The 14,814-nt window shown below is 60.2% G+C and carries 17 protein-coding genes; 14 read left to right on the top strand and 3 right to left on the bottom strand.

Annotated features, from left to right (window positions below; all coding sequences use genetic code 11):
- Positions 1–90: 90 nt before the first annotated feature.
- On the top strand, positions 91–759 hold the full coding sequence (gene trhA, locus FHW77_RS15960) for a PAQR family membrane homeostasis protein TrhA (RefSeq protein ID WP_004440627.1): 669 nt from the start codon (positions 91–93) through the stop codon (positions 757–759).
- A gap of 103 nt (positions 760–862) precedes the next feature.
- Positions 863–1,360, top strand: a complete 498-nt coding sequence (locus FHW77_RS15955) for a GNAT family N-acetyltransferase (RefSeq protein WP_004440629.1) — start codon at positions 863–865, stop codon at positions 1,358–1,360.
- A 194-nt stretch (positions 1,361–1,554) separates the two neighbouring features.
- Here the strand turns inward: FHW77_RS15955 and msrB are convergent, their stop codons facing one another.
- The gene (gene msrB / locus FHW77_RS15950) at positions 1,555–1,962 is read right to left on the bottom strand and encodes a peptide-methionine (R)-S-oxide reductase MsrB (protein ID WP_004440632.1); all 408 of its coding nucleotides are present in this window, start codon (positions 1,960–1,962) and stop codon (positions 1,555–1,557) included.
- A gap of 207 nt (positions 1,963–2,169) precedes the next feature.
- Here msrB and FHW77_RS15945 point away from each other — a divergent pair, with 207 nt between their 5' ends.
- The 10 genes from FHW77_RS15945 (at position 2,170) to FHW77_RS15900 (ending at position 10,684) form a co-directional block, all read left to right on the top strand.
- Positions 2,170–4,536: a putative monovalent cation/H+ antiporter subunit A gene (locus FHW77_RS15945; protein ID WP_004440634.1), complete on the top strand. Its 2,367-nt coding sequence runs from the start codon at positions 2,170–2,172 to the stop codon at positions 4,534–4,536.
- Complete coding sequence (locus tag FHW77_RS15940; RefSeq protein ID WP_004440637.1) at positions 4,533–4,952, top strand: Na(+)/H(+) antiporter subunit B; 420 nt, start codon at positions 4,533–4,535, stop codon at positions 4,950–4,952. Before FHW77_RS15945 ends, FHW77_RS15940 begins: the two co-directional genes overlap by 4 nt.
- Positions 4,952–5,329 (top strand): Na+/H+ antiporter subunit C, encoded by a 378-nt coding sequence (locus tag FHW77_RS15935; RefSeq protein ID WP_004440640.1) that lies wholly within the window; start codon positions 4,952–4,954, stop codon positions 5,327–5,329. Before FHW77_RS15940 ends, FHW77_RS15935 begins: the two co-directional genes overlap by 1 nt.
- A 19-nt stretch (positions 5,330–5,348) precedes the next feature.
- Entirely contained in the window at positions 5,349–6,914 is a 1,566-nt protein-coding gene (locus tag FHW77_RS15930; RefSeq protein WP_004440644.1) for a Na+/H+ antiporter subunit D, read from the top strand.
- Positions 6,911–7,390: a Na+/H+ antiporter subunit E gene (locus FHW77_RS15925; protein WP_004440647.1), complete on the top strand. Its 480-nt coding sequence runs from the start codon at positions 6,911–6,913 to the stop codon at positions 7,388–7,390. The genes FHW77_RS15930 and FHW77_RS15925 overlap by 4 nt, the downstream gene beginning before the upstream one ends.
- The gene (locus tag FHW77_RS15920; RefSeq protein ID WP_004440650.1) at positions 7,387–7,773 is read left to right on the top strand and encodes a cation:proton antiporter; all 387 of its coding nucleotides are present in this window, start codon (positions 7,387–7,389) and stop codon (positions 7,771–7,773) included. Before FHW77_RS15925 ends, FHW77_RS15920 begins: the two co-directional genes overlap by 4 nt.
- Positions 7,773–8,102 carry a monovalent cation/H(+) antiporter subunit G gene (gene mnhG, locus FHW77_RS15915; RefSeq protein WP_004440653.1) on the top strand — a complete coding sequence of 110 codons (330 nt, stop codon included), beginning with the start codon at positions 7,773–7,775 and terminating at the stop codon, positions 8,100–8,102. Before FHW77_RS15920 ends, mnhG begins: the two co-directional genes overlap by 1 nt.
- 432 nt (positions 8,103–8,534) lie before the next feature.
- Positions 8,535–8,963 carry a MucR family transcriptional regulator Ros gene (gene ros / locus FHW77_RS15910; protein ID WP_004440665.1) on the top strand — a complete coding sequence of 143 codons (429 nt, stop codon included), beginning with the start codon at positions 8,535–8,537 and terminating at the stop codon, positions 8,961–8,963.
- 478 nt (positions 8,964–9,441) lie between these two features.
- The gene (locus FHW77_RS15905) at positions 9,442–9,864 is read left to right on the top strand and encodes a helix-turn-helix domain-containing protein (protein WP_004440668.1); all 423 of its coding nucleotides are present in this window, start codon (positions 9,442–9,444) and stop codon (positions 9,862–9,864) included.
- Entirely contained in the window at positions 9,857–10,684 is an 828-nt protein-coding gene (locus FHW77_RS15900) for a DUF6456 domain-containing protein (RefSeq protein WP_004440671.1), read from the top strand. Before FHW77_RS15905 ends, FHW77_RS15900 begins: the two co-directional genes overlap by 8 nt.
- A 3-nt stretch (positions 10,685–10,687) precedes the next feature.
- Here FHW77_RS15900 and FHW77_RS15895 read toward each other — a convergent pair whose 3' ends face one another.
- The gene (locus FHW77_RS15895) at positions 10,688–11,104 is read right to left on the bottom strand and encodes a SufE family protein (protein ID WP_004440673.1); all 417 of its coding nucleotides are present in this window, start codon (positions 11,102–11,104) and stop codon (positions 10,688–10,690) included.
- Positions 11,105–11,283: 179 nt separating this feature from the next.
- Entirely contained in the window at positions 11,284–11,709 is a 426-nt protein-coding gene (locus FHW77_RS15890; RefSeq protein ID WP_004440675.1) for a DUF5330 domain-containing protein, read from the bottom strand.
- Between the two features lie 487 nt (positions 11,710–12,196).
- Here FHW77_RS15890 and FHW77_RS15885 point away from each other — a divergent pair, with 487 nt between their 5' ends.
- Both FHW77_RS15885 and FHW77_RS15880 read left to right on the top strand, forming a co-directional pair.
- Positions 12,197–13,729, top strand: coding sequence for a sensor histidine kinase (locus FHW77_RS15885; RefSeq protein ID WP_006700070.1), 1,533 nt, complete (start codon positions 12,197–12,199; stop codon positions 13,727–13,729).
- Positions 13,701–14,603, top strand: coding sequence for a peptidoglycan-binding domain-containing protein (locus tag FHW77_RS15880; RefSeq protein ID WP_004440677.1), 903 nt, complete (start codon positions 13,701–13,703; stop codon positions 14,601–14,603). The genes FHW77_RS15885 and FHW77_RS15880 overlap by 29 nt, the downstream gene beginning before the upstream one ends.
- Positions 14,604–14,814 lie beyond the last annotated feature (211 nt).

Genomic DNA, 14,814 nt, shown 5'->3' with positions numbered 1-14,814 from the left:
GCAATTTGATCGCCATTAACCGGCTGCTGTCTTGTTCCTGTCTAATATTGTCTTCATGCTTTGGTGAAAGCACGCAGACAGGATTGGACTATGAGCGATTTGTGGCGGTTCGGACGCCAGTATGATTTTCACGAGATTGTCGCCGATGGCATCGTCCACGGGGTCGGTATCGTGCTGGCGCTTATCGGCGCCACGGCGCTGATTTTCTACGCGATGGTATGGGGTACGCTCAGCGCCATTGCAGCGGCGTGGATTTACGGCCTCGGTCTCGTCGTGTGCCTATCCGTCTCCTTCACCTATAATATCTGGCCGCACTCGAACGTGAAATGGTTCCTGCGCCGGCTGGATCACTCGGCGATCTTCATTCTCATCGCAGCCACCTATACGCCGTTTCTGATGCGGGGTATCCACGATCCCATGATCGCGGTCATGCTGGGGCTGATCTGGCTCGCTGCGATCTGCGGCATCCTTCTCAAATGCCTGTTTCCCGGCCGTTACGACCGGGTCGCCATCGGCCTTTATCTCGCCATGGGCTGGAGCGGCGTCATGGTGGTCGAGCCGCTGTCGTCGCATCTCGCGCCGGTCACGCTCTGGCTGATCGTCGCCGGCGGCGTCATATATTCGCTCGGCGTCATCTTCCATGTCTGGGAAAAGCTGCGCTTCCAGAATGCGATCTGGCACGGTTTTGTGGTCGCAGCCGCTGCGGTTCACTATTTTGCCGTGGTCACCGCCTTCAGCCTCGTTCCCCTGGCTTCGTGAAGATCGTGAGAGCGCGGCGCTGGACATGTCTCCGTCTCATCGCTTAAGGCTCGGCGCAGGCGCGGCAAAGCCGCGTATTCGCAAACCAGGCGGAGCTAAGAAAATGACCGTGGAACTTCGCGACGCGACCGTTGATGACCTCTCCGGCATCATGGAGATATACAATGACGCTGTCGTGAACACGACGGCGATCTGGAACGAGGTGGTGGTCGATCTCGACAATCGCAAGGACTGGTTCGCCGCCCGCAAGTCGCGCGGCTTTCCCGTCATCGTCGCGGTTCTGGACGGCGAGGTCGCGGGCTACGCTTCCTATGGTGACTGGCGCGCTTTTGACGGTTATCGCCATACCCGCGAACATTCCGTCTATGTGCATAAGGACGCCCGCGGCCACGGCATCGGCAAGAAACTGATGCAGGCGCTCATCGATCATGCCGCCGGCAACGACGTGCACGTACTGATCGCCGCCATCGAGTCGGAAAACACCGCTTCCATCCGCCTGCATGAAAGCCTCGGTTTCACGGTCGCGGGCCGGTTCTCGGAAGTCGGCACCAAGTTCGGGCGCTGGCTGGATCTGACGTGTATGGAACTGAAATTAGGTTAAGCCAAGAAGCTTAAGCCAAGAAGCTTAAGCCATCTTTTGACCGGTCGAGTGTCACGAGTCTCTTCTCCCCGAGGGGGAGAAGTCCGCGGCAGCGGGATGAGGGGCAAGCTCTCCGAATATCGCTAACGTAGCCCCCTCATCCGACCCTTCGGGCCACCTTCTCCCCGCCGGGGAGAAGAAATACGCGGTATGGCTCAGACCGGCTCGAACACCATCGAATGGCCGTTGATGCAATAACGCAGACCGGTGGGCGGCGGGCCATCGGGGAAGACGTGGCCGAGATGACCGCCGCAATTGGCGCAGCGGATTTCAGTGCGCACCATGCCATGGCTGGCGTCGCGATGTTCCGTCACTGCGCCGGGCTTCACCGGTTCGAAATAGCTTGGCCAGCCGCAGCCGGCGTCGAATTTCGTGTCGGAGAGGAACAGCGGCTCGTCGCACGCCGCACAGCGGTAGAGGCCTTTTTGGAATGTGTCCCAATACGGCCCGGTAAAGGCGCGCTCGGTGCCGTGCTCGCGCAGGATGCGATATTGCTCCGGCGTCAGCTGCTCACGCCATTCGGCATCGGTCTTCTTCACTTTTGGGGATGTCAGATCGCTCATGGAATGATCCTTTCTGTTCATGCCTCAGATAATCATCGCCATGGCGGATTGAAAGAGGACATATCCCATAACGACTCCGTTATGAAACGGGACGGGGTGTCGATTTGGGTTGAGAAGGCATTGCCTATGCCTTAACTGAAAAATCCGATTTGAAACAAGAACGCCAGCCATGGCGCGCAGGGGTGGGGGACACCCCGGGAGATATGAATGACGTCCGATGTCACGCCGATGACATTTCTGTCGCTATTTCTGCCGTTTCTCGCGGCGCTCGCCGCACCGGCGCTGGTGAAGAGATTCGGGCACAATGCCGCCTGGATACTGGCGATTGCGCCGGCGCTTTCCTTTGTCCATTTCGCACTGATGTTGCCGCAGGTGGCGGCTGGCGGCGTGGTGACGGGCGGTTATGCGTGGGTCCCAAGTTTCAATCTCAGCTTTTCCTGGTTCATCGACGGCCTGTCGCTCACCTTTGCGCTGCTGATCACCGGCATCGGCCTGCTGATCGTGCTTTATGCCGGCGGCTACATGAAGGGGCATCCGCAGCAGGGCCGATTCCTGTCTTTCCTGCTGCTGTTCATGGGCGCGATGCTGGGCGTCGTCGTCTCGGACAGTCTGCTGATGCTGTTCGTCTACTGGGAGCTGACCTCCATCACCTCCTTCCTGCTGATCGGTTTCGACCATGAACGTGCCGCCTCGCGCCGCGCCGCATTGCAGGCACTGGTGGTGACCGGCGGCGGCGGACTGCTGCTGCTTGCCGGGCTGATCTTCATCTGGGACATGAGCGGGATGACGCAGCTGTCGATGCTGGTGCGCAGCGGCGATATCCTGCGTGACAGCCCGTTTTATCTGGCCGCGCTGCTGCTGGTGCTCGGCGGTGCCTTCACCAAATCGGCGCAGTTTCCCTTTCATTTCTGGCTGCCCAACGCCATGGAGGCGCCTACCCCCGTTTCGGCCTATCTGCACTCCGCGACCATGGTGAAGGCCGGCGTCTATCTGCTGATGCGGCTTAATCCGGTTCTGGGCGATACCGCCGCCTGGCAGATACTGCTGCCCTTCTTCGGCGGGCTGACCATGCTCACCGGCGCGCTGCTTGCCATACGCCAGACCGATCTCAAGCTGATGCTCGCCTATACCACGGTGTCGTCGCTCGGCCTGCTGGTCATGCTGACGGGTTTCGGCTCCGACCATGCCATCGAGGCGGCGGTGCTCTATCTGGTGGCGCATTCCCTGTTCAAGGGCGCACTGTTCATGGTCGCCGGTATCATCGACCATGAGACCGGCACACGCGACGTGACGAAGCTTGGCGGCCTGCGAAGAGCCATGCCCGTCACCTTTGCGGCGGCGCTGGCGGCCGCGATTTCCATGGCCGGCCTGCCGCCCTTCTTTGGTTTTCTTGCCAAGGAAGAGATTTATTATGCGCTCGCGCATGGCAATCCGCGTGCCGTGCTGTTCACCGGCATTGCCATTCTCGGCAACGGGCTGATGTTTGCCGTCGCCTTTGCAGTGGCGCTGAAACCCTTTCTCGGCAAGCCGGTAAAGACCCCGAAACATGCACATGAAGGCCCGCTGCTGCTCTGGCTCGGCCCGGCGCTTCTGGCGCTGAAGGGGCTCACCATCGCTCTGTTCTCCGGCATCGCGCATTTCTACATCTCGACACCCATGGCAAGCGCCATTGCCGGTGAGGCGCGACCGGTGGAAATCTCGCTCATTCCGCATATCGGCGTGCCGCTCGGCCTGTCGCTGCTCACCATCGCACTCGGCATCGTCCTTTATACGCAGCTTTCCGCTGTCCGTGGCCTCATCGATCGCACCTTCAGGGCGCTGGGGGCAGGGCCGGACCGAGGCTTTGACGTCTTCATCGAAATGCTGGTGAAAATGTCGTTCCACATCACCCGGCTGATCCAGCCGGGCCGTCTCGAATTTTACGTTACCGCCACTTTCGCTGTCATCGCCGCCGTGCTGCTCGTGCCGCTGTTCCTCTATGGCGAATTGCCGTCCATGCCGTCATGGCCGCGGGATGCGCCGATCCATGAACTGACCTTCATCGCCATTGCCGTGGCGGGGCTCATCGCTGTGCTGACGGCCTCGAGCCGCCTGACGGCGATCATCGCGCTCGGCATCCAGGGCTTCGCGGTGGCAGTCATCTTCCTGCTGTTCGGCGCCCCGGACCTGTCCTTCACGCAGTTCATGGTGGAAACGCTGTCCGTCGTCATATTGACGCTGGTGATGACGCGGTTGCGCCTGTCGCCATCCGACCATCGCGGCCTTGGCCAGAAGCTCTTGGACAGCAGCATTGCAATTGCCTGCGGGACTGGCTTTGCGCTTTACCTGATGCGCGCGACGCAGGTGAGCTTCGACAATCGCCTGACCGATTTCTACAACAGCTATTCCAAGGTCATCGCCCATGGAGCGAACGTCGTCAACGTCATCATCGTCGATTTCCGCGGCACGGATACGCTGGGAGAAATCGCTGTCGTGATGATAACGGGCCTTGCCATCCTGGCGCTGATCCGTATCCGCCCTGCCGCGGTCAAGGAGCCGGCGAAAAGGTTCAAAAAGAAGGGAGCGCGGGCATGAACACGCTCATTCTGCGCACTGTGGCGCCCGTCGTCACCAGCCTGATGGTGCTGTTTTCCATCTTCGTCCTGCTGCGCGGCCATAACGAGCCGGGCGGCGGCTTCATCGGCGGCCTGATCGCGGTCTCGGCGCTGGCGATCTACGGCATCGCCTATGGCGTGGCGGCGGTGCGGCGCGCAATCTTCTTTCACCCGCTGGCGATTGCCGGGGCAGGGCTCCTGCTTTCGATGCTCTCCGGCCTCGTTTCCATTGTCGCCGGCGTGCCCTTCATGACCGGGCTTTGGGTCTACCCGAACCTCTTCGGCGTCGAACTGGCGCTCTCCACCGTCATGTCCTTCGATATCGGTGTCTATCTGGTCGTGGTCGGTGCCATCACATCCATTGCGCTGGCGCTGGAAGAAAGGGAAAGCGACTGATGGAAGCGATCTTCTCGATTCTCGTCGGCGTCTTCTTCTCGGTCGCGATCTACCTCATGCTGTCACGTCACAGCATCCGCGTGCTGCTGGGCATCGCCATTCTCGGCAATGCGGTCAACCTGCTGCTCTTCACGGCGGGGCGGCTCACCCGGGAGGTGCCGCCGATCATTCCGGCGGGCATGGACGCGTTGCCCGCAGGGGCTGCCAATCCGCTGCCGCAGGCGCTCATCCTGACGGCGATCGTGATTTCCTTTTCATTCTTCTGTTTCCTGCTGGTCCTGACATGGCGCGCGTTTCAGGAGTTGCAGACCGACGATACCGATGAAATGCGCACCGCAGAACCGGCAGGCGAGCCCCTGCCGCCGCTCGGTTATTGAGCGGCGAGGCTGAAACGACATGGCTTCATCCCCTACTTCCGCAGTTACCGATCTTTCCGCCGCGCTCGTCATGGCGCCCGTGCCGCTGCCGGACTGGCTGATCATTCTTCCGATCGCGCTGTGCATCGGCGTGGGCGCGGTGCTGATGATGATGCGCCACGCCATTCGCTACCATGCGTTGGTCGCCATCGCCGCGCTGGCCCTCCTCGTGGTTCTCGATGCCGCGCTCTTATGGAAGGTTGCCACGCAGGGGCCGTTCACCATGGTCATGGGCCGCTGGCTGCCGCCCTTCGGCATCGCCTTCACGGCCGATCTCACCGGCGCGTTGCTGTCACTCGCGGCCGCCATCGTCGCGCTGGCCGGCGCCATTCACGCCGGCAGCGATATTGACGCCAGCGGCAGACGTTACGGCTTCTATCCCTTCCTGATGCTGCTGATGGCCGGCGTTACCGGCGCGTTCCTGACCGGAGACATCTTCAACCTCTATGTCTGGTTCGAAGTGCTGCTGATCTCGTCCTTCGGCCTCATCGTGCTCGGCTCGACGCGGGAGCAGATCGACGGCGCGTTGAAATATGTCGTCCTGAACCTCATCGGCACGACGCTTTTCCTGATCACGGTGGGTTATCTCTACGCCATCTTCGGCACGCTCAACATGGCCGATATCGCGTTGAAGGCAAACGGACTGCGCGAAACCGCGCCGCTGATGACGCTTGCCAGCCTCTTCACGCTTGCCTTCGCCATGAAGGCGGCGGCTTTTCCGGTGAATTTCTGGCTTCCCGCTTCCTATCACACGCCGCGCATCGTCGTCTCCGCCCTGTTCGGTGGACTGCTAACCAAGGTCGGCATCTATTCGCTGCTGCGCGTCATGGTCATGCTGTTCCCGGTCGAGCGGGAGGAACTCAGCATCGTCATCGCCGCTTCCGCCGCGCTGACAATGGTGCTCGGCGCCATGGGTGCGCTCGCCCAGAACGATATTCGCCGGATGCTCGGCTATATCGTCATATCCGGCATCGGCTACATGATGGCGGGCATCGCCATCGGCACGCCGTCAGGCGTCTCGGGCGCGATCTTCTACGCGCTGCATTCCATGGTGCTGATGACGGCGCTCTACCTTGCCGCAGGCCACGCCGCTCGTCTCGGCGGCGGTTTCAGCCTCACCGTGCTTGGCGGCCTTTACCGGCAGGCTCCGTGGTTTTCGGCGCTTGCGCTCGCGCTGTTTTTCGCCGGTTCCGGCCTGCCGCCCTTTTCCGGCTTCTGGCCGAAGGCGGTCCTGGTCAAATCGGCGATCGATATCGGCGCATGGTGGCTGGCCGCCGCCATTCTCCTCTCCGGTTTCATCGCCACCATCGCCTTCGGACGGGTCTTCCTTCTATGTTTCTGGCGTCCGGCGGCAAAGCCATTGCCACAACCCGCCTTGCCCGCCGCGGCGCCCTCCGTCGCTCCGCTGGTCGCGCTGACGCTGCTGGTCGTGTTCTTCGGCCTGTTTCCCGAAAGCCTGCTTGATCTCAGCCAGGATGCCGCAGCCGGGCTCGGGAACCCGCAAGCCTATATCCATTCGGTCTTTCCAGAAGGAGGCAAGCCATGAGCCTCTATGTCGTGCAATTGCTGTTCGTGGCGGTATGGCTTGCGGTAACGGGCAGCCTGACGCTGGCAAACGTCATCTTCGCCCTCATCGTCTCCACGCTGGCGCTCTGGCTTATCCGCCACCAGCTTCCCGGCGGGCGCAATCACTGGCTGCGTCTTGGCCGCGTGTTGTCGCTGGTGCTGTTGTTCTTCAAGGAGCTTGCGCTTTCCGCCTGGAAGGTTGCCGTGATGGTGACACGCCCGAAACTGGACGTTCAACCCGGCATTTTTGCCTATCCGCTGACCGTAACCACGGATTTCGAAATCACGCTGCTCGCCAATCTCATCACGCTCACGCCCGGCACGCTTTCCGTCGATGTTTCCCCTGACAGAAAGGTGCTCTACGTGCACGCAATCGATTGCAGCGATATCGAAACCGCAAAAAACGACATTAAGAACGGCTTCGAAAAGAAGATCATGGAGGCGTTTCAGCAATGAATCCGGAACAGATAGTTTCATTTGCAAATATACTTGCGCTGGTTGTTCTCTCGGTGGCCTTTTTGCTGACAGTCTACCGCGTTGTCGTTGGTCCCACCTTGCCGGACCGTATCGTCGCGCTGGACATGCTGGTCGGCATCGCCATCGGCTTCATTGCGGTCATTGCCATCCGCACCGGCTTCAATCTCTATGTCGACATTGCCATTGCCCTTGGGCTCGTCGGTTTTCTGGCCACGGTGGCGTTCGCGCGCTTCGTGCTGTCGCGCGGACCGGATGGCGGGCGCGGCCCGAAAGGGGTTCTGGATGGCGCACGCCGGTCTGAATTCGCTCAGAACCCCTCGAAAATTCGGGTGAATAGCGGAAAAGAAAAGGGAAGGCGGTAATGGGTTGGATCGTTGCTATCCTGGTTGCGGCGCTGATGATCTCGGGTGCCGCCTTTTCACTGATCGCCGCAATCGGGCTCAATCGCCTGCCTGATGTTTACACCCGCATGCATGCCGCATCCAAGGCGGGGACGGTCGGCTCCGGCCTGCTGCTTCTGGCGGTGGGCATCCACTCTATGGATATATCGACGCTGGCTCGGGCGCTCGCCGGTTTCTTCTTTTTCGTTCTGACGGCGCCGGTTTCCGCGCATCTTCTTGCAATGGCTGCGCACAAGGCAGGTTATCCGCTTTCCGTTAAATCGGTAGTTGATGACCTCAAGAAAATTTGAAGTTGAATTACCCCCTAATAATAGGGGGTGCGCGTTTTCAATTACTACTAGGCATAGTATTTTATTACCCGTAATTTTTTGTATTCCGATTAGACTGTTTTGAACTAAAAAATTCACAGCAGGAATTTGACTTTTGCTGTTTTGCTGTTATCCAAATTAAGTGTAAAGTTGCTAATCGCGATTTGCATCTAGCCTCTTCATAGTCGGCATAGGCATTTTATTAATGTCTAATCTACGGGTCTCAGGACCATTGCTGCCCATGTCGCTGGTCATAAGTTGAATCTCGGACCAATACGTTTCCGGTTTTCGCTTGAAATCTAGGGGTAGATTTCACGTTGGTTTCAACAGGGCGAAGGTGGGGGCACCGGTAACTTCACATCGCTCGATGCGGCGTTCGCCCGCGTCAGGGGATCACTAACAGGAGATACTTAAATGACGGAAACTGCATACGGTAACGCCCAGGATCTGCTGGTCGAACTGACGGCGGATATTGTGGCTGCCTATGTTAGCAACCACGTCGTCCCGGTAACGGAGCTTCCCGGCCTTATTTCGGATGTTCACACGGCGCTCAGCGGAACGTCCGCGCCGGCATCGGTAGCGGTCAATGTTGAAAAGCAGAAGCCGGCCGTCTCTGTCCGCAAGTCGGTTCAGGACGATCACATCGTCTGTTTGGAATGCGGCGGCTCCTTCAAGTCGCTCAAGCGCCATCTCACGACGCATCACAGCATGACGCCGGAAGAATACCGCGAAAAATGGGACCTGCAGGTCGATTATCCGATGGTTGCGCCCGCCTATGCCGAAGCCCGCTCGCGGCTCGCCAAGGAAATGGGTCTCGGTCAGCGCCGCAAGGCCAACCGCTGATTTTCGAAGACAATCCGGCTTGCAGTGAAAGCCGGAAGTCGCAAGTTAATACGGCCGGTCCTTAGACCGGCCGATTTTGTTTTCGGGATTGAAGACCATGCCTTGGCGTGCGGTTCCGGAACGAAGCCGAGCATCATAAGGCCGCCATTAACGTCGTATCCGCGCCGTGAGAAACAACCCTTTCGCGATAGGGAACCTTATTGCGCTGCACGCCGGATGCTACGCGGCGAAAGCCTGCGGGCGCCGCTGCTTGCCATCATCCAGTCTCCAGGGAAAATCATCACCGGCCAGCCAGCGTGGAGATCGGCTTTTTTATCGTCTCGCGCAATATCGACTGAGGAAAAAAATCCTCAATTACGTCCATCACTTTCGAGAAAATCAAGCTATCTCAATGGCCTGAACTCCATCGCAAAATTTGCGCTTCCCCAAGTCTTTCCTCAGGTGTATGAATTAATTCCTATTCGTAGAGGAGTTGCATATGCCGTCGGATACCGTGTTTCTGCCTGCTGCCGCGCGGCCTTGCCTGCGGGTGCGTGATCGTCCCTTTCGTTCGTGGCCGTCTGCGGGCGGGCGGGATGACATTTCCCGTCTTTGCCGTCTGGTGCGGCAACTCACCGGGGAGATGGTGCGATTGACGGGTGAGCGAACGCCGGTGCGCCGCGATATCAGGCGCATGGAGTGCCACGTCCGCCAGATCGCCATGTATGTGTGCCATGTGCAGCTTGGCATTCCCATGTCGGATATCGGACCTTGCTTCGGCCGGGACAGGACGACGGTCGGCCATGCCTGCCAGGTGGTCGAGGACCGACGGGACGAGCCGGCATTTGACGAGTTTGTCGCCACGCTCGAGCGGCTTACCGGCAGTATCGTCAACGTGATGACAGGGGGCCGGGATGACTGAGACGAAACCCATGCCGGCTGCCTCCTCCGATCCTCATCTATTGCGGCTGCTGCGGTGCATCGCCGCCGGCGCAGCCGAGATGTCCCCGGAGGGGGGCGATATTGTGCTGCGCCGGGGGCGGGCAGGGCATCCCGCGCTACGGTTTCCGGCCGCGACGGTGCGGCTTGCCGTTTCGTCCGGGCTGGTCGAGCAGCGGGAAAACACCCTTCATGCGGCGCCGCCGCTCGCCTCCTACCTGAAACGCGCAATGGCAAAAGACCGCGACGAGATTTTTCAGGAGCAGCATCGGGATATGCAGACGGTTGTCGTGGATATCGGCGATGCGAAGCAGTCGGCCAGGCGTAACCTCAACACCTCGCAGCTGATCAGCCTTTCAAGGCTGAAGGAGCGTGACGGCGCGGCATTCTTTCCACCGGATGCGCTGGAGGCGGGGGAGCGGCTGGCCGCCGATTTTCATCGCGGCCACCTCAATCCCAGGGTGACGGCGACATGGGAACCCAGAACGGCGAGCCGCACAAAGGGTGAGGCGGGAGGCGCGCTCGAACTCACCGAGGCAGCAATGGCCGCAAGAACACGGTTTTCCCGCGCAGCCGAGGCGATGGGGCCTGAATTATCCGGCGTGGCTATCGATATCTGCTGTTTCGAAAAGGGACTGGAGACGGTGGAACGCGAGAGGCAATGGCCAGCGCGTTCGGCAAAATTGCTGCTGCGTGCCGCATTGCTGGCGCTGGCGCGCCACTACGCGCCGCCTGCAACCCGTGCAGGCAGGAAAGAACACCATTGGGGCGATGCTGATTATCGCCCATCGATGACGCGATAAATCTCAGGCGGTAAGCAGCCGGGCTTCCTCGCGGATACGCTTGATCATCGAGCGCAGGCCGTTGGCGCGCTGCGACGACAGATGTTCCACGAGCCCTATTTTGTCGAATACCTCGATCGCGTCGAGACCGGCGATTTCGGAGGCCCTTTTGCCGGAATAGACCGCAAGCACGATGGCGACGAGGCCGCGCACGATATGCGCATCCGAATCGCCCTCGAAGGTCAGGAGAGGGTCTTCGGCGCCGTCGCTATGGCTGACGAGCCAGACCTGGCTGGCGCACCCCTGAACCTTGTTTTCAGCCGTGCGCTTGTCTTCCGGCAGATCGGGCAGCGCCTTGCCGAGTTCGATGACATAACGATAGCGATCCTCCCAGTCATCGAGGAAAGCGAAGTCGTCAAGGATCGTTTCGAGAGAGGCCATTTGTGCGCCGTATCATCCGTTATTGCAGGTCTTCGTCACGATATAGGTGAAGTGCGGTCGGTTTTGAACCATAGCCCACGAAAAAGCCCACGGAAAACAGGTTCCGTGGGCAAGTTTGGCAGGCAGTGGCGGAAGGAAATCTCCATCCGCAATAAAGGCGGGCGCGGTGGCCGGCAGGATCAGGGAGCAGGGCGCTTCTGCGGCAGGGGAATGACGGTGCCGGTCTTCAGCATGTCGGCATCTGCGGGAAACTCGACGCTGACAACGGGTGCCGCTGCAAGCTTTTCGGCTTCTGCCGCAACGTCGGCAACATCGGCGGGCTTGTCCCCGGAGGCAAGCTGCTTGTCCAGCAGTTCATAGGCAACCTTTGCCCCTTCCTTTGCCCTTTCGCCCAGCGCATGGAAGGTTTCGGCGCCCTTGATGCAGACATCGGGCTTTTCGATGCAGATGGCGCTGACATAACGATAGGCCTCGCCGGCAGCCGAAACGGCGCTGGGAATATCGAAGGCCGAAGGTTCCTTGGCCGGATCGTTGCTGCTGCCGAAATAGGACAGCGCCACCAGTACCAGCGAAAACCAGAATGTTCCTTTGATCAGAAACCACATTGTCAGACACCCTGCCAGATGATCTTTGTTTTCGAAAGCCCCGCCCGGTTTCGGGTCATCGGCCTTTGTCCCGTTTTTCGGGCTTGTGAACAACCTACAGACGACCGGCGAACAGCCGATTGCAAAAAGCGGCGCAATTTAATTCAAATTGTATCTATTCTCCTCGGATCGGGACGGCGGCCATCAATTGACTCGCATTTTAACGGTCCATGTTAAGCATAATTGCGACAGAGGCCGCGCGTTCCGGGCGAAAGCGGCGAAAAGCTCTGCCGCAAAAGTTAACGCGATGGCAAAAATGAAGCGAAATCCGTCGCTTACCCGTCATTAACCATGATTGGCAAAGCTTCCTGGAAATGCCCCGTAATGGGACTGTCACGCATTTGACGGGCTTTTCAGCCCATTCTTTTTATCCATTCCTTAAGCCGCCGCCTTCTATTGTCGGAGCCGTTGGAACCGCCTTCAGGATTCGGGTTTGGTATTGCGTAATATGAGAGAAAAAGCGGTCGCACTGGTCGACCATGCAGCGGGCAGATGGCTTGCGCGCATGGAAGAGGACGCCGAAAGGCGCGCCGGGACCGTTGCGCGCCTGCGCTGGCTGATTGCCTTCAGCGCCGTCGGCCTTGTGGTTGTACCAGCCATTTTCAGCCTCGTCGTCAGCCCCGCCATCGCGCTGCCCATCGGTGCGGCCCTGGTGCTGGCGCTGTTTCTGGCCGCCGCCGCCCTGCTGATCGCCTTCTCCCATTCTGCGCACGGCGCATCCGCTCATTCGGTTTCCTCGGTGAACGACGATCTGATCGCGGCATCGCAGGTGCCGGGCCTGGTGCTGGTGATCGGTGAAACCGGCTTCGTCGAACACGTGTCCGGTCGCGATTGCGCGGCATTCCCGGCCGACCTTCAAGCCAGCAAAGGACATATCCTCGTTGAATATGTCTATGTCTCCGATCGTATCGAACTGATGCAGGCTTTCGACGTCCTGCGGCAGGGTGAGGACAGGGCAACCGCCGAACTCCGCTTCGAGACCGGTGCGAAATCGCGCCAGGCGCAATTCATGCACGCCCGTATCGAGATGACCGCCATTCGCGGCGCGACAGGTCGCCTGCGCCGCATCGTCGCCCAGCTCACCGATATTACCGAGATGGAGCGTCTGCGCCGCGATGTCGCCCGCAAGGCAGCCGAGGCGGAATCCGCCAATGACGCCAAGTCGCGTTTCCTCGCTGCCGTCAGCCATGAACTGCGCACGCCGCTCAATGCCGTCCTCGGTTTCTCCGATATTCTCGCCGGCGAATATTTCGGACGGCTGGAGAACGACCGTCAGCGGGAATATGTCGGCCTCATCCGCCAGTCTGGCGCCCATCTTCTGTCCGTCGTCAACACCATGCTCGATATGAGCAAGCTGGAAGCTGGCCGTTACGAGCTGATGATGGAAAGCTTCCCGATTGCGGAAACCATCTCGTCCTGCGAAGCGATGCTCGGCCTTCAGGCGAAAGAGAAGGGCCTGACCCTGACCAGCCGCATCCAGCGCGGCATCGGTGAAATCTCGGCCGATCAGCGCGCCATCCGTCAGGTTCTCATTAACCTCGCCGGCAATGCCATAAAATTCACCGATGCCGGTGGTGTGGTATCGATCGACGCTGCGCGCGAAGGCGCAATGCTGAAATTGACGGTGAGCGACACCGGCATCGGCATCGCGTCTGACAAGATTGAACTGCTGGGCCAGCCCTTCATGCAGGTTCAGAATGAATATACCCGTCGCTATGAAGGCACGGGTCTGGGATTGTCCCTGGTCAAGGGGCTCGTGGCTCTGCATGGCGGCACATTCGCCATCGCCAGCAAGCCCGGCGAGGGGACGGTCGTAACGATCACTTTGCCTGCCGATGGTTCCGGCATGGCGGGTGGCGGCGAAAGCGCTGACGCCGAAAGCATGGTGGAGTTCCCACCGCGCATACGGCAGCTTGGCGACATGGCGGCGAAAATGAGAAAGGACGGTGACGATGGCCCCGCGAAAGCGAAAATCGCCTAAGAAAACAACGGCCCAGATTGGCGCCGGGATTGTTTCCTTGGTGGTTTCGGCCATCGGGCGCGAAATCCTGCGCCATCCGAAACTGGTGGGCGGCTGCGGTGCCTTCGCGGTCGTCTTCGGTTTTGTCGCCGCCAATGCGCTCTGGTACCAGCCTGGTGTGCACCCGTCGCCCTTCCTGCGCACGCGCGATGCGGAAAACCCGAACGGCATCGCCGGTTATCGCCCGGCCGAACCACTCGGCACCCATGGTAACGTCACCACGTTCCGCATAGAGCGCCCGGCAGAAACGGAAACGGCACAGCAGCAGCCTGCGGCCGAAACGCCGGCGCAACCCATCGCCGAAAGCCAGAAACCGCAGCAGATCGTCGCCGACATTCAGGGCGAACTGAAGAAGCGCGGGCTTTATGAGGGCGAGGCGGACGGTCGCATGGGACCGAAGACGGCCGCCGCCATTATGTTCTTTGAAGAAACTCTCGGCATGGAACAGACCGGCGAGCCGACAAGCCGGGTGCTGGCGGCGCTCAGGATCGATGGCGCAACGGTTGCCGCGATCCCGAAGGACCGGCCTGCCGATAGCAGCGGCGGTGTCGAAATCGACCCCGTTGCCGCCGCCATTCGCAAGGCGGAAGCGCCGCATCCCAAGGCCGAACCGGTCTCCCTCAACAGCGCCGCGAAACCCGCAAGCCGCGATCTCATCGCCAAGATCCAGCAGGGGCTGATCAATATCGCCTATGCCGACGTGAAGGTGGACGGCGTGGCTGGCCAGCAGACCCGCAATGCCATCAGGGCGTTCGAAAAACACTACCGTCTGCCGGAAACCGGCGAGCCGAGTGAGGCCGTGCTGAAGAAGTTGAAGTCGATCGGGGCGCTTTGAGGCTTTGACGGCAGCGTGGGGCGTGTGTGGCTCTACCCCCCCTCTGCCCTGCCGGGCATCTCCCCCTCAAGGGGGAGATCGGCAGGAGGCGCTACCACCACATCATTCGCAAGTGTTGAGATGGGCGAGACTTATCCGCTTGCCGATCTCCCCCCTTGAGGGGGAGATGCCCGGCAGGGCAGAGGGGGGTAAAGCCACGCACACCTTCGTC

The sequence above is a fragment of the Agrobacterium sp. RC10-4-1 genome (assembly GCF_014138475.1).
GTDB classification, from domain to species: domain Bacteria; phylum Pseudomonadota; class Alphaproteobacteria; order Rhizobiales; family Rhizobiaceae; genus Agrobacterium; species Agrobacterium pusense.
The sequence above is the reverse complement of the archived record's forward strand: the minus strand, read 5'-3'. Positions and strand labels throughout refer to the sequence as shown.

What these genes read in the sequence shown, in the direction of transcription:
- FHW77_RS15885 (WP_006700070.1), top strand. Translation starts at nt 12,197, where the DNA reads ATGAGAGAAAAAGCGGTCGCACTGGTCGACCATGCAGCGGGCAGATGG.
- FHW77_RS15905 (WP_004440668.1), top strand. Translation starts at nt 9,442, where the DNA reads ATGCCGTCGGATACCGTGTTTCTGCCTGCTGCCGCGCGGCCTTGCCTG.
- FHW77_RS15920 (WP_004440650.1), top strand. Translation starts at nt 7,387, where the DNA reads ATGAATCCGGAACAGATAGTTTCATTTGCAAATATACTTGCGCTGGTT.
- FHW77_RS15945 (WP_004440634.1), top strand. Translation starts at nt 2,170, where the DNA reads ATGACGTCCGATGTCACGCCGATGACATTTCTGTCGCTATTTCTGCCG.
- FHW77_RS15925 (WP_004440647.1), top strand. Translation starts at nt 6,911, where the DNA reads ATGAGCCTCTATGTCGTGCAATTGCTGTTCGTGGCGGTATGGCTTGCG.
- FHW77_RS15900 (WP_004440671.1), top strand. Translation starts at nt 9,857, where the DNA reads ATGACTGAGACGAAACCCATGCCGGCTGCCTCCTCCGATCCTCATCTA.
- FHW77_RS15930 (WP_004440644.1), top strand. Translation starts at nt 5,349, where the DNA reads ATGGCTTCATCCCCTACTTCCGCAGTTACCGATCTTTCCGCCGCGCTC.
- FHW77_RS15880 (WP_004440677.1), top strand. Translation starts at nt 13,701, where the DNA reads ATGGCCCCGCGAAAGCGAAAATCGCCTAAGAAAACAACGGCCCAGATT.
- ros (WP_004440665.1), top strand. Translation starts at nt 8,535, where the DNA reads ATGACGGAAACTGCATACGGTAACGCCCAGGATCTGCTGGTCGAACTG.
- FHW77_RS15890 (WP_004440675.1), bottom strand. Translation starts at nt 11,709, where the DNA reads ATGTGGTTTCTGATCAAAGGAACATTCTGGTTTTCGCTGGTACTGGTG.
- FHW77_RS15895 (WP_004440673.1), bottom strand. Translation starts at nt 11,104, where the DNA reads ATGGCCTCTCTCGAAACGATCCTTGACGACTTCGCTTTCCTCGATGAC.
- msrB (WP_004440632.1), bottom strand. Translation starts at nt 1,962, where the DNA reads ATGAGCGATCTGACATCCCCAAAAGTGAAGAAGACCGATGCCGAATGG.
- FHW77_RS15955 (WP_004440629.1), top strand. Translation starts at nt 863, where the DNA reads ATGACCGTGGAACTTCGCGACGCGACCGTTGATGACCTCTCCGGCATC.
- trhA (WP_004440627.1), top strand. Translation starts at nt 91, where the DNA reads ATGAGCGATTTGTGGCGGTTCGGACGCCAGTATGATTTTCACGAGATT.
- FHW77_RS15940 (WP_004440637.1), top strand. Translation starts at nt 4,533, where the DNA reads ATGAACACGCTCATTCTGCGCACTGTGGCGCCCGTCGTCACCAGCCTG.
- FHW77_RS15935 (WP_004440640.1), top strand. Translation starts at nt 4,952, where the DNA reads ATGGAAGCGATCTTCTCGATTCTCGTCGGCGTCTTCTTCTCGGTCGCG.
- mnhG (WP_004440653.1), top strand. Translation starts at nt 7,773, where the DNA reads ATGGGTTGGATCGTTGCTATCCTGGTTGCGGCGCTGATGATCTCGGGT.